General features: G+C 61.5%; 15 protein-coding genes. 6 read left to right on the top strand and 9 right to left on the bottom strand.

The features are described from left to right. Nucleotides 1-107: 107 nt before the first annotated feature. The gene (locus tag AC1D2N_RS10645) at nucleotides 108-605 is read left to right on the top strand and encodes a YciE/YciF ferroxidase family protein (protein ID WP_028731767.1); all 498 of its coding nucleotides are present in this window, start codon (nucleotides 108-110) and stop codon (nucleotides 603-605) included. Between the two features lie 138 nt (nucleotides 606-743). Here the strand turns inward: AC1D2N_RS10645 and AC1D2N_RS10640 are convergent, their stop codons facing one another. Continuing rightward, nucleotides 744-1,652, bottom strand: coding sequence for a LysR family transcriptional regulator (locus AC1D2N_RS10640; RefSeq protein ID WP_018244388.1), 909 nt, complete (start codon nucleotides 1,650-1,652; stop codon nucleotides 744-746). 124 nt (nucleotides 1,653-1,776) lie between these two features. Between AC1D2N_RS10640 and AC1D2N_RS10635 the strand changes: the two genes are divergently transcribed. Both AC1D2N_RS10635 and AC1D2N_RS10630 read left to right on the top strand, forming a co-directional pair. Then, nucleotides 1,777-2,772: an aldo/keto reductase gene (locus AC1D2N_RS10635; protein ID WP_028731768.1), complete on the top strand. Its 996-nt coding sequence runs from the start codon at nucleotides 1,777-1,779 to the stop codon at nucleotides 2,770-2,772. 91 nt (nucleotides 2,773-2,863) lie between these two features. Further along, nucleotides 2,864-3,223: a nuclear transport factor 2 family protein gene (locus tag AC1D2N_RS10630; protein ID WP_018244386.1), complete on the top strand. Its 360-nt coding sequence runs from the start codon at nucleotides 2,864-2,866 to the stop codon at nucleotides 3,221-3,223. A gap of 54 nt (nucleotides 3,224-3,277) precedes the next feature. Here AC1D2N_RS10630 and pheT read toward each other — a convergent pair whose 3' ends face one another. From pheT to infC, 5 genes are all read right to left on the bottom strand, one after another. Beyond that, nucleotides 3,278-5,701, bottom strand: coding sequence for a phenylalanine--tRNA ligase subunit beta (pheT, locus tag AC1D2N_RS10625; protein ID WP_130653437.1), 2,424 nt, complete (start codon nucleotides 5,699-5,701; stop codon nucleotides 3,278-3,280). A gap of 16 nt (nucleotides 5,702-5,717) precedes the next feature. After that, nucleotides 5,718-6,800, bottom strand: coding sequence for a phenylalanine--tRNA ligase subunit alpha (gene pheS / locus AC1D2N_RS10620; RefSeq protein ID WP_018244384.1), 1,083 nt, complete (start codon nucleotides 6,798-6,800; stop codon nucleotides 5,718-5,720). A 150-nt stretch (nucleotides 6,801-6,950) separates the two neighbouring features. Further along, nucleotides 6,951-7,355 carry a 50S ribosomal protein L20 gene (gene rplT / locus AC1D2N_RS10615; RefSeq protein WP_003544622.1) on the bottom strand — a complete coding sequence of 135 codons (405 nt, stop codon included), beginning with the start codon at nucleotides 7,353-7,355 and terminating at the stop codon, nucleotides 6,951-6,953. Between the two features lie 38 nt (nucleotides 7,356-7,393). Beyond that, nucleotides 7,394-7,597 carry a 50S ribosomal protein L35 gene (rpmI, locus tag AC1D2N_RS10610; protein ID WP_003570998.1) on the bottom strand — a complete coding sequence of 68 codons (204 nt, stop codon included), beginning with the start codon at nucleotides 7,595-7,597 and terminating at the stop codon, nucleotides 7,394-7,396. Nucleotides 7,598-7,922: 325 nt separating this feature from the next. Continuing rightward, on the bottom strand, nucleotides 7,923-8,459 hold the full coding sequence (gene infC, locus AC1D2N_RS10605) for a translation initiation factor IF-3 (RefSeq protein WP_075225634.1): 537 nt from the start codon (nucleotides 8,457-8,459) through the stop codon (nucleotides 7,923-7,925). Nucleotides 8,460-8,637: 178 nt separating this feature from the next. Here infC and AC1D2N_RS10600 point away from each other — a divergent pair, with 178 nt between their 5' ends. Then, nucleotides 8,638-9,477, top strand: coding sequence for an alpha/beta hydrolase (locus tag AC1D2N_RS10600; RefSeq protein ID WP_130653436.1), 840 nt, complete (start codon nucleotides 8,638-8,640; stop codon nucleotides 9,475-9,477). A 165-nt stretch (nucleotides 9,478-9,642) separates the two neighbouring features. Then, entirely contained in the window at nucleotides 9,643-10,242 is a 600-nt protein-coding gene (locus tag AC1D2N_RS10595; protein WP_018244382.1) for a transglutaminase-like cysteine peptidase, read from the top strand. Nucleotides 10,243-10,678: 436 nt separating this feature from the next. Here the strand turns inward: AC1D2N_RS10595 and mbfA are convergent, their stop codons facing one another. After that, nucleotides 10,679-11,662 (bottom strand): iron exporter MbfA, encoded by a 984-nt coding sequence (mbfA, locus tag AC1D2N_RS10590; protein WP_018244381.1) that lies wholly within the window; start codon nucleotides 11,660-11,662, stop codon nucleotides 10,679-10,681. 183 nt (nucleotides 11,663-11,845) lie between these two features. Between mbfA and AC1D2N_RS10585 the strand changes: the two genes are divergently transcribed. Then, entirely contained in the window at nucleotides 11,846-12,313 is a 468-nt protein-coding gene (locus tag AC1D2N_RS10585) for a group III truncated hemoglobin (protein WP_018447934.1), read from the top strand. 33 nt (nucleotides 12,314-12,346) lie between these two features. On the opposite strand, the gene AC1D2N_RS10580 is transcribed toward AC1D2N_RS10585, so the two are convergent. Together AC1D2N_RS10580 and recX are read right to left on the bottom strand one after the other, a co-directional pair. Then, entirely contained in the window at nucleotides 12,347-13,258 is a 912-nt protein-coding gene (locus AC1D2N_RS10580) for an EamA family transporter (protein WP_130653435.1), read from the bottom strand. A gap of 72 nt (nucleotides 13,259-13,330) precedes the next feature. Continuing rightward, nucleotides 13,331-13,906 carry a recombination regulator RecX gene (recX, locus tag AC1D2N_RS10575; RefSeq protein ID WP_130653434.1) on the bottom strand — a complete coding sequence of 192 codons (576 nt, stop codon included), beginning with the start codon at nucleotides 13,904-13,906 and terminating at the stop codon, nucleotides 13,331-13,333. Nucleotides 13,907-13,914 lie beyond the last annotated feature (8 nt).

Raw genomic sequence — 13,914 nt, 5'->3', positions numbered from 1 at the left:
GCACCAATTTCCAGTCCACCCGAAATCGATCGGGAACAATTAGCGCGATCTTCTCTTCTTAATGTGTCGCCGCATTCGCGGTTTTCCCCAGAACAAGGATCGAGAAAATGGCCAAGGAAAAGACGTTGGAAGATCTCTTCTACGACACCCTCAAGGACATCTACTTTGCCGAACGGCAGATATTGCGCGCGCTGCCGAAGATGGCACGCGCCGCCCAATCCCCGGAACTGAAGAAGGGCTTCGAAAAACACCGTGAGGAAACCGAAGGGCAGGTCGAACGCCTGCAGCAGGTTTTCGAGCTGATCGGCAAACGCGCCCAGGGCAAGACCTGCGAGGCAATCCAGGGCATCATCGCCGAGGGCGAGGAAATCATGGAGGAATTCAAGGGCACGTCAGCTCTCGATGCCGGCTTGATCTCTGCGGCTCAAGCCGTCGAGCATTATGAAATCGCCCGCTACGGCACGCTGAAGACCTGGGCCGCGACGCTCGGTCTGAAGGAGGTCGTCGGCCTGCTCGACCAGACGCTGCAGCAGGAAACGGCCACCGACAAGACCCTCTCCCAGCTCGCCACCACGGCGGCAAACCAGAAGGCAAAGGCTGCCTGATGGACCAGCGCATCGGCCCGAAAATCGGAATCGATTTTCGGAAAGCACGATGCGTGGATTCAAAGAGTAGAGTGTCCTTTGTACGTCCGAAAGGACACGCGGCGCTCTAATGAGAACGGGCGGCCCGGTCCCCATTCCTTACCGGCCGCCCGTATCCTGCGCGCTGTATCTGAAAAAATCGATGAAGGCGCGTAGCGCCGGGCGCATCTGCCGCCGGGTGGGATAATAAAGAAACGGCCCGGAATAGGGCGCGCACCAATCCTCCAGCACCCGCACAAGCTTGCCGCTCGCCAGTTCGGCATTAACCCGCATGTCGAAGAGATAGGCAAGACCCGCACCGTTCAGCGCTGCGAGCAGGGCCAGCCGGTCCTCGCTGACGATCAGCGGCCCGTCGACCGAAACGACAAGTTCCTGCCCGTCCTTTTCGAATTCCCAGCGATAAATGGAGCCATTGGTGAACCGCCGCTTGATGCAGCGATGATGGACGAGATCGCGCGGATGCTCCGGCTTCGGATGATGCTCGAAATATTCGGGCGAAGCGGCGATCACCGTCGTCAGATTGGGCGAGACCCTGACCGCGATCATATCAGCCTCCAGGCTCTCCTCCAGCCGGATACCGGCATCGAAACCCTCCTTGACGATATCGGTGAAGCCATCCTCATTGGCGATCTCCAGGGTAATATCGGGATAGAGGTTGAGAAAGTCGCCGAGGCGCGGGGCGAGCAGCAGATCGGAGGCGAAGCGCGGCGCAGTGATGCGCAGGTTTCCGGCCGGCTTGCCGCGCGTATCGCGGACGGCCTCCAAGGCAATATCGATCTCCTCGAGTGCGGGACGAAGTCTTTCGAGAAGCAGGCGGCCCTCCTCCGTTGGCGCCACGCTGCGGGTAGTGCGCGCCAGCAGCCGCACTCCCAGACTTTCTTCGAGGCTGGAGATCGCATGGCTGACGGCCGAGGGTGCGACGAGGAGTTCCTTCGCCGCGGCCCGGAAGCTGCGATGCTCCGAGACGGCGGCGAGAACGGCGAGTTGTGAGAGCTGTGTTCTGTTCATTGATCGAAATGATAGAACAACCTGTTAGAAACTGCATGTATTTTCTGATTGATGCCGCAGCGATATGGTCTGCCGGTACCGCAACGATCCGTTAGCGGTTCAAATTCAGCTCAAGGAGCGCATCATGAAAACCCGGAAACTCGGAAACGATCTGACCGTCTCTGCCGTCGGTCTTGGCTGCATGGGCATGAGCTTTGCCTATGGCGCCAGCGACGACGCGGAATCGATCAAGACACTGCATCGCGCCATCGATCTCGGCGTGACCTTCTTCGACACCGCCGAAGTCTATGGTCCCTTTACCAACGAGGTTCTTCTTGGCAGAGCGTTGAAGCCGTTCCGCGACCGCGTGGTGATCGCCACCAAATTCGGCTTCAAGATCGACGCCAGCAAGCCGGGTATTGCCGCCATCGCCGGCGTCGACAGCCGCCCCGAGCACGTGCGGGTGGTGGCCGAGGCCTCGCTGAAACGCCTCGGCATCGAGACCATCGACCTCTTCTACCAGCACCGGGTCGATCCCAACGTGCCGATCGAAGAGACGGTCGGCGTCATGGCAGAGCTGGTGAAGGAAGGGAAAGTCCGCGCGCTCGGGCTTTCGGAAGCCGGCAGCGTCACCATTCGCCGCGCCCATGCGGTCCATCCGATCGCAGCCCTCCAGAGCGAATATTCGCTCTGGACGCGCGATCCCGAGGAGGAGGTGCTTGCGACATGCCGCGAACTCGGCATCGGCTTCGTGCCCTACAGCCCGCTGGGGCGCGGCTTCCTGACCGGGGCGATCCGCAAGGCGGAGGATCTCGACGCGGACGATTTCCGCCGGCAGGTGCCGCGTTTCCAGGCGGATAATTTCGACGCCAATGCCGCTCTCGTCGCGACGCTCGAGCGGCTTGCCGCCGAGAAAGGCGTGACGGCAGCACAGCTGGCGCTGGCCTGGGTGTTGAACCAGGGCGACGACATCGTGCCGATCCCCGGCGCCCGCAAGCTTCATCATCTCGAACAGAACGCCGCGGCCGCCGATATCGTGCTGAGCCCGGCGGAACTTGCGAGGCTTGAAGAGGTCATCCCAGCCGGGCAGGTTGCCGGCAAGCGCTATTCGGACGCCTCGCTTGCCATGACGAACATCTGAACCTGAAAAGCCCGGTCGGCCACAACCGGCCGGGCTTGCCTTCGGGGCTGGCGAAACTATCTAACGCCATCTCGAAGAACGGGATGAAAATATGTCGGACAGGCAGGCAGTCGAACAGACGGTTCATCTCTATGTCGAAGGCATGGCCTTCGCCAATGAGGCAGCCTTGAAAAAGGCCTTTCACCCTAAAAGCTCGATCATCGGCCATTATGAGAATGCCGTCGAATGGCTGACGCGGGACGAATTCATCGCCGCGATCCTGGCGGAAGAGCCGGCGCCGCCCGGCACGCAGCCCTACATGGATATCCAGAGCGTCGACGTCGAGGGCGATGCGGCAAGCGTCAAGGTCACCGACGATTTCGCCGGAATGCGCTTTACCGATTATCTCTCGTTGCTGAAGATCGACGGCCGCTGGACGATCGTCGGCAAACTCTTCCATCTGCATCTGTGAAAAGACCGGCCGCTATTGGCGACCGGTCCATTATTTGACGACGCTGGGTGAAGCTCAGCTTCTGAGGACACCGCCGGTGAATTTCGTGACGCTGGCGACGATCTTCTGCGTCAGCGCCTCGAAATCCTCGTCCGTCAGCGTGCGCTCGACCGGCTGGATCTGCACCTCGATCGCCACCGACTTCTTGCCCTCGCCAACCGATGCGCCCTCGAAAATGTCGAAGACATTGACGCCGGTCACCAGCTTGCGGTCGGCGCCTGTTGCGGCCTTGACGATCGCGCCTGCTTCCACCGTCTTGTCGACGACGAAGGCGAAGTCGCGCCGGACCACCTGGAAAGGCGACAGTTCGAGCGCCGGCTTGGTGCGCGTCGCCTTGCGCTTGGCGTCCGGCATCGCGTCGACATAGACCTCGAAGCCGCAGAGCGCGCCGGAGACATCAAGCGCTTCCAGCGTCAGCGGATGGAATTCGCCGAAATAGCCGAGCACGACTTTTGGCCCCATCTTGATCGTGCCGGAGCGGCCGGGATGATACCATTCCGGCCCGCCCTGCTCGATCTGGATATTGCCCATCGGCAGGCCGCAGGCTTCGATGACGGCGAGCGCGTCGGCCTTGGCGTCGAAGACATCGACCGGCTTGCCGCCGCCCTTGGCGACGTTCGACCAGGCGCGACCGGCGCCGGCAAGCGAGGCCGTGCCGCGGCGAATGCCGCCGGCAACGCGGCGCTGACCGTCCGGCCGATCGTTCTCATAGGTGCCGGAGACCTCGAAGAGGGCGACGTCGGCGTAACCCTTGTCGGCATTGCGCTGGGCGGCTGACAGCAGGCCCGGCAGCAGCGAGGGGCGCATATCCGACATTTCGGCGGCGATCGGGTTGGCAAGCTTGAGGGCGGGCGAGCCGCCGCCGAACAGCTTTGCCTGGTCTTCCGGAATGAAGGACCAGGTGACGGCTTCGAGCATGCCGCGCGCGGCCAGAGCCCGCTTGGCAAGGCGGGTGCGGATCTGCAGCGTCGTCAGGATCTTGCCGTTGACGGCCGCGTGACTTTCGAGCGGCGCCGGCTTGATATTGTCGACGCCGTGGATGCGCATGACCTCTTCGACGAGATCGGCCTTGCCGTCGACATCGGGACGCCAGGAGGGAACGGCGACGGAGACCCGCTCGCCGGAACCGGAGACCGTGAAGCCAAGGCGCGTCAGAATCGTGTTGCTTTCCGCATTCGAGACGTCGAGGCCCGTCAGGCGCTTGACCTCCGAATAGGGGAAATCGACGATCTTCTGTTCATGACCCTGGTAGCCAACGATCTCGGCCTTGGCGGCCTTGCCGCCGCAAAGTTCCAGCACCAGTTCCGTCGTGCGTTCGAGACCGGGGACCATATATTCCGGATCGACGCCGCGTTCGAAGCGGTAGCGGGCATCGGTGATGATGCCGAGGCTGCGGCCTGATTTGGCGATGTTCATCGGGTCCCAGAGGGCGGATTCGATCAACACGTCGACGGTGTTCTCGTCGCAGCCGGAATGTTCGCCGCCCATGATGCCACCGATCGATTCGATGCCATCCTCATCGGAGATGACGACGTTGTTCGGCGAGAGCTTGTATTCGCGCTGGTCGAGCGCCAGAACCGTCTCGCCTTCGGCGGCACGGCGGACGGTCAGGTTGCCCTTAATCTTGGCGGCATCGAAGACGTGGATCGGCCGCCCCTGATCGAAGGTCATATAATTGGTGACGTCAACAAGCGCGTTGATGGGGCGCAGGCCGATGGCGATCAGCCGCTGCTGCATCCAGCGCGGGCTCGGGCCATTCTTGACGCCGCGCACGAGGCGGAGCGCAAAACCCGGGCAAAGCTTCGGGTCGTCGAGATCGAGCGTCAGCTTCACCGACGTCTCGCCTTCGACAGCGAAGGACGGTGCGGGCCGCGTCTTCAGCGTACCGAGACCGGAAGCGGCGAGATCACGGGCGATGCCGTGGATGCTGGTGCAATCCGGCCGGTTGGGCGTCAGGTTGATCTCGATGAGGGGATCGTCGAGATGAGCATAGGCGGCATAACTCTGGCCGACCGGCGCATCTTCGGGCAGATCGATGATGCCGTCGTGACTGTCGGAAATCTCAAGCTCCTTTTCGGAGCACATCATGCCATGGCTTTCGACACCGCGGATATTGCCGACAGCGAGCGTCACGTCGATACCGGGAACATAGGTTCCGGGCGCTGCAAAGGCGCCGACGAGACCGGTGCGCGCATTCGGGGCGCCGCAGACGACCTGGACCGGCGCGCCGGAACCGGTATCGACCATCAGCACCTTCAGCCGATCGGCCTGGGGATGTTTTTCCGCCGAGACGACTCGCGCGATGACGAAGGGCTTGAATGCCGCCTTGTCGTCGACATCCTCGACCTCCAGTCCGATCTCGGTCAGGCGCGTGCAGATTTCATCGAGGCCGGCATCCGTTTCCAGATGCTCTTTCAGCCAGGAGAGCGTGAATTTCATCGTCCCAATTCTCCGTTCAAGCGCTGAGGCCGCCGAACAGCGTCGGCATGTCGAGCGGGCGGAAGCCGTAATGCGTCATCCAGCGGACGTCGGCGTTGAAGAAGTCGCGCAGATCGGGCATGCCGTATTTCAGCATGGCGATGCGGTCGAGGCCCATGCCCCAGGCAAAACCCTGATATTCGTCCGGATCGAGCCCGCCGTAACGCAGCACGTTCGGGTGGACCATGCCGCAGCCGAGGATTTCCATCCAGTCGGTACCCTCGCCGAACTTGACGATCGGGCCGGAGCGGTCGCACTGGATATCGACCTCGAAAGAGGGCTCGGTGAAGGGGAAGAAGGACGGGCGAAAACGCATCGTCACGCTGTCGACCTCGAAGAAGGTCTTGCAGAATTCTTCCAGCACCCAGCGGAGGTTGGCGACATTGGCCTTCTTATCGACGACCAGGCCTTCGACCTGATGGAACATCGGCGAATGCGTGGCGTCGCTGTCCTGGCGGTAGGTCTTGCCGGGAATGATGATGCGGATCGGCGGTGTCTGCGCCTCCATGGTGCGCACCTGCACCGGCGAGGTATGGGTGCGCAGGACCTTGCGCTCGCCATTCTCATCCGGGTTGAAGAAGAAGGTGTCGTGCATCTCGCGGGCCGGATGGCCCTCGGGGAAATTCAGCGCGGTGAAATTGTAATAATCGGTCTCGATGTCGGGACCTTCGGCGATCGAGAAGCCCATGTCGGCGAAGATCGCGGTGATCTCGTCGACGATCTGGCTGATCGGATGGATGCGGCCGCGTTCGGCCGGCGAAGAGCGCACCGGCAGGCTGACGTCGACCGTCTCGGCCTTCAGCCGCGCATCGATCGCCGCTTGCCGCAGCGTCGCCTTGCGGGCGCCAAGCGCCTCGGTCACTGCGTTCTTCAGAACGTTGATCGCAGCGCCCTTGCTCTGGCGCTCTTCCGGCGTCATGGCGCCGAGCGTCTTCAACAGTTCGGAGACGGAGCCCTTCTTGCCGAGGGCGGAAACGCGCACGGCTTCCAAGGCCGTTTCGTCATCGGCGGCGGCGATTTCGGCGAGCAGCGATGTGTTGAGCTGGTCGATATCTGACATTGTCACTTCTTTCCGTCCAGTATCAGGCGGGCGATCGGGAGGCAGGCGGCGCCGGCCGGCGCCAGGAATATAAAGAAAGAAAAACCCGCGCTAGCCCAAACCAGCGCGGGTTTCCCAAAATCATAAATTCAAAAGCTTGGGAAGCGCTGGTTACTTGACCGCGCCTTCAAACTCGTTCGCCGTGCCGGCTTCCTTGAGGTATTCAAGAGCCTTCTTGGCAGCGCTGACCAGCGCGCCGAATGCTTCCGGCTCGTGGATCGCCATGTCGGAGAGAACCTTGCGGTCGACTTCGATGCCAGCCTTGTTCAGGCCGTCGATGAAGCGGCCGTAGGTCAGGCCGAATTCACGCACAGCGGCGTTGATGCGCTGGATCCAAAGCGCGCGGAAGTTGCGCTTGTTGACCTTGCGGTCGCGGTAAGCGTACTGCTTCGAACGATCGACAGCAGCCTTGGCGGTACGGATGGTGTTCTTGCGGCGGCCGTAAAAGCCCTTTGCTGCCTTCAGAACCTTCTTGTGCTTGGCATGAGAGGTGACGCCTCTTTTTACACGTGCCATATCATGATCTCCTTAAATCTAGCGTTCGCGGACGAGTCTCAGAGACCGTTCGGCAGGTAATTCTTGATAACCTTGCGGCCATCCGGTTCTGCGAGAACCATGGTGCCACGTGCATCGCGAATGAACTTGTTGGTACGCTTGATCATGCCATGGCGCTTGCCAGCAGCGGCAGCCTTGACCTTGCCGGTTGCGGTGATCTTGAACCGCTTCTTGGCAGAGGACTTCGTCTTCATCTTGGGCATTTTGCTACTCCTTCTGTCCTCCCTGCGCGCTTTATCAAAAAAGCCCTCCTGCGAAGTCCGGTTCTCCGGCCGTCGCAACAAGGTGCGGGAGCGTTTGTTGTTGATCTGCGGCATCGGCGACGAACCGTTCCGCAAGCATTCGAAACTGCCACGGCATGCCCTGCCGGTCAGTTCGGACGCGCGCTTATAACCGCAGCGTCATGAAAGTGCAACGGGGCGGCGGAGGAATCTTCGCTCACCCGAAAACACAATGGCGCAAAGCAGAATGGCAGAAAGCACAAAAGCCGCCCTTGCGGACGGCCTTGGGCGAAAAACTGCCTGGCGCTTACTTCGGCGCCAGCACCATCATCATCTGGCGGCCTTCGAGCTTGGGTTCGGCTTCGACCTTGGCGAACTCGATCGTATCAGCCTTGACCTGCTGCAGAAGCTTCATGCCGAGTTCCTGGTGGGCCATTTCACGGCCGCGGAACTTCAGCGTCACCTTGACCTTGTCCCCTTCGTCGAAGAAGCGACCCATCGCCTTCATCTTCACCTCATAATCATGGGTGTCGATGTTCGGGCGCATCTTGATTTCTTTGACTTCGACGATCTTCTGCTTCTTGCGCGCCTCGGCAGCCTTCTTCTGGTTAGCATATTTCAGCTTGCCCAGATCGAGGATCTTGCACACCGGCGGTTCGACATTGGGGGAAATTTCGACGAGATCGAGGCCGGCTTCTTCCGCCATTCTCAAAGCCTGGTCGGTAGGCACGACGCCCATATTCTCACCGTCAGCCCCGATCAGCTGGACTTTGGGAATGCGGATTTCACGGTTCGAGCGCGGTCCGTCCTTCACGGGCGCGTCGGTTTTAAAAGGTCTGCGAATGGTCGTATTCTCCTCGCGTTGTTTCGGAACGTTGCAGCATCGCGCTCCCAATCAGGGGTGCACAAACGTGTCGCGTCATCGCTGCAACGGAGTCAATATCATCCTTTAGCGGAAAAATCACCCGCTGTCAGCCTGCCAAGAATCTGTTTTATAGGCCAAAACAATAGGAGTTTCGCCGATGTCCGATCAGTTGTCCAATGCCCAGCCGCAGTTCCTGATGGTCGGCGAGGGTGAGGCGGCGCGTGAGATCGCCATGCTTGTCCGCCCGGCGCGGGCCGGCAATGGCGCACCGGCACTCGTCTGGTTGTCCGGCTACCGCTCCGACATGAGCGGCACCAAGGCAGTGGAACTCGACGGGCTGGCGGCGGAACTTGGCGCCGCCTGCATCCGCCTCGATTATTCCGGCCACGGACTTTCCGGCGGCAGCTTCGGCGACGGCACGATCTCGCGCTGGCTGGAGGAGGCGCTTGCCGTCATCCGCCATGTCGCGCCCGAACGCGTGATCCTCGTCGGCTCGTCGATGGGCGGCTGGATCGCGCTCAGGCTGGCGCAGGAGCTTGCGCGGCAGGGCGACCCAAAGCTCGAAGGCCCAAAACTCGAAGGCATGGTGCTGATCGCGCCCGCACCCGATTTCACCTCGGAGCTGATCGAGCCGAACCTGAAGGCCAAGGAGCGCAAGTCGCTGGCCGAGCGCGGCTATTTCGAAGAGCGCTCGCAATATAGTCCGGAACCGAACATCTATACGCGGGCGCTGATCGAGGATGGCCGCGAGAACCGGGTACTCGACGGCATCATCGAAACAGGCTGCCCGGTGCATATCCTCCAGGGCATGAAAGACGCTGATGTGCCGCATGCGCATGCGATGAAACTGGTCGAACATCTTCCCGCCGACGACGTGGTGCTGACCTTCATTCGCGACGGCGACCATCGCCTTTCCCGCCCCGGCGACATCGCGCTGCTCGTGAGCGCCGTCAAAGGCATCATCCGTTCATCAACAATTAGGCAGATGCCCGCTTGAATGGCATCGGCGGATAAATTCGCCTGATACAGGTCCCCAAGCCGTTGCATTTTAACCATGTCGGCGAGTCGCAAGGTCCTACCAAGAAGTAACGATTGACTCTTTCCGGCCCTCTCCATTAACACTTTGTTAATAAATAAGGGGCGATGCAAGGAAAGAGCGGGCGTGCGGATCAAGGGTATTTTTGTGGCCATGATGGCCGTGTTTGCGATGGCAACGGCCGCCATACCGGCCCCAAGCAGAAATGCTTCAATGGTAACGGGCAATGCCACCTCACAGCCGATCGGCCACTACGATTTCTGTCAGATCCACCGCAATGAATGTGGCGCAAACCGCAACGCAGGCCCGGTCGCCATGAACCCGGGGAAGTGGTCGCTCGTCCGTTTGGTCAACGCCACGGTCAATCGCACCATCACGCCGATGACCGACAAGGAAATCTACGGCAAGGATGAGGTCTGGGCCTATCCGACCACCGCCGGCGACTGTGAGGATTTCGCTCTGCTGAAGCGCCGCATGCTGATCCAGCGCGGCTTTTCGGCGGCCGACCTGCTGATGACCGTCGTGCGCAAGCCGGATGGCGAAGGCCATGCGGTGCTGACGCTGCGCACTGCCGAGGGCGATTTCGTGCTCGACAACCTCGCCTCCGACGTCAAGCCGTGGTTTGCGACGCCCTATTCCTTCGTCAAGCGCCAGTCGAGCTACAATGCCGGCCGCTGGGTCACCATCGAGAACGGCCGCGACGTCCTGGTCGGCGCCCTCCGGTAAGGGTTGCAATAGAGAATGTGGAAAAGGCCGGCGGTTTGCCGGCCTTTTTGTTTTGTGGGTGATGGTTCTCCCTTTCCTTATGCGGAGAGGAGCGGGCTGCCGCTAGCCGGCCTTTCGCTTGCGCTTAACGCGTTCGTCGCCAACGCTCCTCAACCCCCTCATCTGCCCTACGGGCATCTTCTCCCCGCTGGGGAGAAGGGGGAATAAGACGTACGTGCCACGACTCCGCTTCTCCCCAGCGGGGGAGAAGATGCCGGCAGGCAGATGAGGGGGTGAGCGGCGAAGCCGCGAATGCGCTGAGCGCAAGCGAAGGGCACGGACCGCTTTTGATGCCGAGTATGACGCACCGTCTCCCGGCCCTTCGCTTTAGGCTCAGGGCGTTCGTTGCTGCAATCGATTCACTGGATCGATTGCTCGGGCTATGCCCGACCGCAACTCACCCATTCCCGATCAGGATGCCGGCGCCGAGCACCAGGCTGCCGCCGAGCACCACCTGGAAGGCGGCGCGCAGGAAGGGGGTTTCCATGTAGCGGTTCTGGATGAAGGCGATGGCCCAGAGTTCGAAGAAGACAACGACGGCAGCGGTGATCGTCGCCGTCCAGAAATGCGGGATCAGATAGGGCAGTGCGTGGCCGAGACCGCCGAGCGCCGTCATGATGCCGCAGGCAAGGCCGCGCTTGACCGGCGAGCCTCTGCCGGAGATCTTGCCGTCGTCATGTGCGGCTTCGGTGAAGCCCATCGAAATGCCGGCGCCGACGGAGGCTGAAAGGCCGACGAGGAAGGTCTGCCACGTATCCTGCGTGGCGAAGGCGGCGGCGAAGATCGGCGCCAGCGTCGAGACAGAGCCGTCCATCAGCCCGGCAAGGCCAGGCTGCACATAGGTCAGCACGAATTGCCGGCGCACCGTCTCGTCCTCGTCGTGCTTGACGTCTTCCGGCGTATGTTTGTCGCCCAGCATGCGGGCAATATCTTCATGCCCCTGTTCGGCGAGGGCGAGATCACCGAGAAGCTGGCGCGTCGAGGCGTCCGAGGTCCGCTTTGCCGCCTCGACATAGAAGCGATAGGCCTGCTCCTCCATCGCCTCGGTTTCCCTGCGCATCGCATCCAGCGAAAGGTTTGCCCTGAGCCAGTCCGGCTTGCGCTCGTAGAAGCCCTCCACATGCTCGCGCCGGATCAACGGAATGCGCTCACCGAAACGCTGGCGATGGATCTCGATCAACGACTTGCGATGCGTGTCCTCGACCTCGGCCATGTCCTCGAAGACCTTGGCCGAGGCCGGAAATTCGCGGCGCAGTCTGTCTGCATAGGCAAGATAGATGCGGGCATCGTCTTCCTCGGAGGCGATCCCAAGGGCAAGGATCTCCTGCTCGGACAGCGACTCGAAAGATCGTTTCGAGGATCTGAAAAACCGCGCCAGCATGATCTTCTCCAATTTTTAGAATTATTCTAAATCTAAAGAACACGGCGATGACGGTCAAGTGCGTGAGGCAATTCAAAGTGCTACAGCGCTGACAGATTGCCGCAAGCGGCACGGGCGACTTTGGCTCGCCGCCATAAACACCTATATGGAGGCTGCCGCATCACGCGGCGCCGGGGTTTTGGAATGGACAATGACATTCAGGGCCGCCCTGCTCATGTCGCGGCGATCCGCGAAAGGGCGGAGGCCGAGATGCGGGACATGGGCGTCGACGCGGCCTTCATCGACAGGCTGGTCGAGACCTTTTACGGGCGCGTGTTAACGCATCCCGATCTCGGCCCGGTGTTCGACGCCAAGCTGGCCGGCCGCTGGCCGGAGCATATGGCGAAAATGAAGGGCTTCTGGTCGGCTGTCGCCTTCCGCAGCGGCGCCTATGGCGGCAAGCCGGTGCAGGCGCATACTCATGTGGCAAACCTGACACCGGATCTCTTTCCGAAGTGGCTGTCGCTGTTTGCCGCAACACTCGACGACATCGCCCCGTCGCCGGAGGCCAAGGCCTGGTTCATGGCGACGGCGGAACGGATCGCCAAGAGCCTGGTGCTGTCGCTGTTCTACAATCCGGCTCTCGACGATCCCAAGCGCAAACCCGCCTGATCCAAATTAACGAAATAACGCAGGCATTCAGCTCTAAGACTTCGCCGCCGAGGCGGTGGCGCCGGCGCTGGCCGCCACCACGAGCGCCGTACCCAGTATCTGCAGCGCGGTCATCGGCTGGGCGAGGATCAGAAAGCCGGCGAGCGCGCCGATCGCCGGTTCGAGGCTCATCAGGATGCCGAAGGATGCCGACGGCATGCGCCGCAGCGCCACCATTTCCAGCGCATAGGGCAACAGCGGCACGAGGATGGCAAGGCCGAGAACCTCGACCAGTCCCTTCAGCGTGAAGGCGCCCCCTGTCTCGGCAAGGCCGAAGGGGGTTGCGACGAGGCCGGCAACGATCAGCGACATCGAGAGGCCTTCCAGACCCTTGAAGGCAGCGCCGACCTTCTTCGTCAGCAGGATATAGACCGCCCATCCCACGGCCGAGCCGAGGGCAAAGTGGACGCCCGGGAGATTGCCGACCCAGCCTTCGCCGTCATGGGCGAGAAAGAGAATGCCGGCCGCAGCGATCAACGGCCAGGCGAGCCGCCAGGTCAGACCATAGCCGAAGACGGCGACCGAGAGCGGCCCGAGGAAATCGATGGCGATCGCCAGGCCGAGCGGCAGCCGCTGGATCGCCGCGAAGAAGCAGAGCGTCATGGCAGCCGTCGTCGTGCCGAGCAGCAATGTCGCCCGCCATTGGGCGCCGCTATAACGCAGCACCGAAGGCCTGACGACGACGGCAAGGATGATCGCCGCGAAAGCCAGCCGCAGCCAGGTGGCGCCGGCAACGCCATAGGTCGCAATGGCTGACGAAGACAGTGCTGCGCCGAACTGGATCGAAGACATTGACATCAGGCACATCACGACACCGGCCGCCAAGCCGCCCGAAGTCGGCGATACGCCCGGCTGCGCAATCAAGGCTGTGCCGTCCGTCCCGGTCTCGATATTCTTGATGTCCATGTGGCCCCCGATCCTGGCGCGGTTCTAGGCCGAAGACGGGTGAGAACCAAATTCAAACTTTTCATGCCGGGATCAAGAGCGCTGATGCTGAGGCGCCAAAGATCGGCCAGCAAGGATGACCTCTTCGGCCTCTTCAAAGCTCATGTCGAAGACCTTCCTGCCGATGTCGAAGCTGAAGCCGTTGCGGGCGAAAGCCGAAAGCTCTTTCGCCTTTCGCTTTTCGTCGAGCTCGACCCGGCGGAAGGGGCCGAAGGCGCGTTTGCGGGCAAAAATCGCTGCGGCATAGAGATCGTCAGCCTCCTCAAGTGCCACTTCGACCTTGTCACTGGAGACGCCCTTGGCAGCAAGCTTCTGGGCGATCGCGCGCTTCGATTTACCGCCGCGCACGGCCGAGCGCGTGCTGATCTCCGCATAGGCGCTATCGTCGAGCACCTTGTTGTCATAGGCAAATTTGACGGCGAAATCGGCAACGGCCTTGAGTTGCACCGCGCTGATATCCTCGAATTTCTCCTTCGCCTTGCGGGCAATGGCGTCAAACAGCTGCTTTTCCGTCATCATCCGCCGCTCGAGCCGATAGATGGTGGAGTTGCGCGCCCAGCTTAGCATGCGGGGTGTCGGAACGTCGGATGGAACGGTCTCGTCGGTCATCGGCAGAG

The sequence above is a fragment of the Rhizobium sp. P1_B8 genome, assembly GCF_056406515.1.
This window is presented reverse-complemented; position numbering and strand designations above follow the sequence as displayed.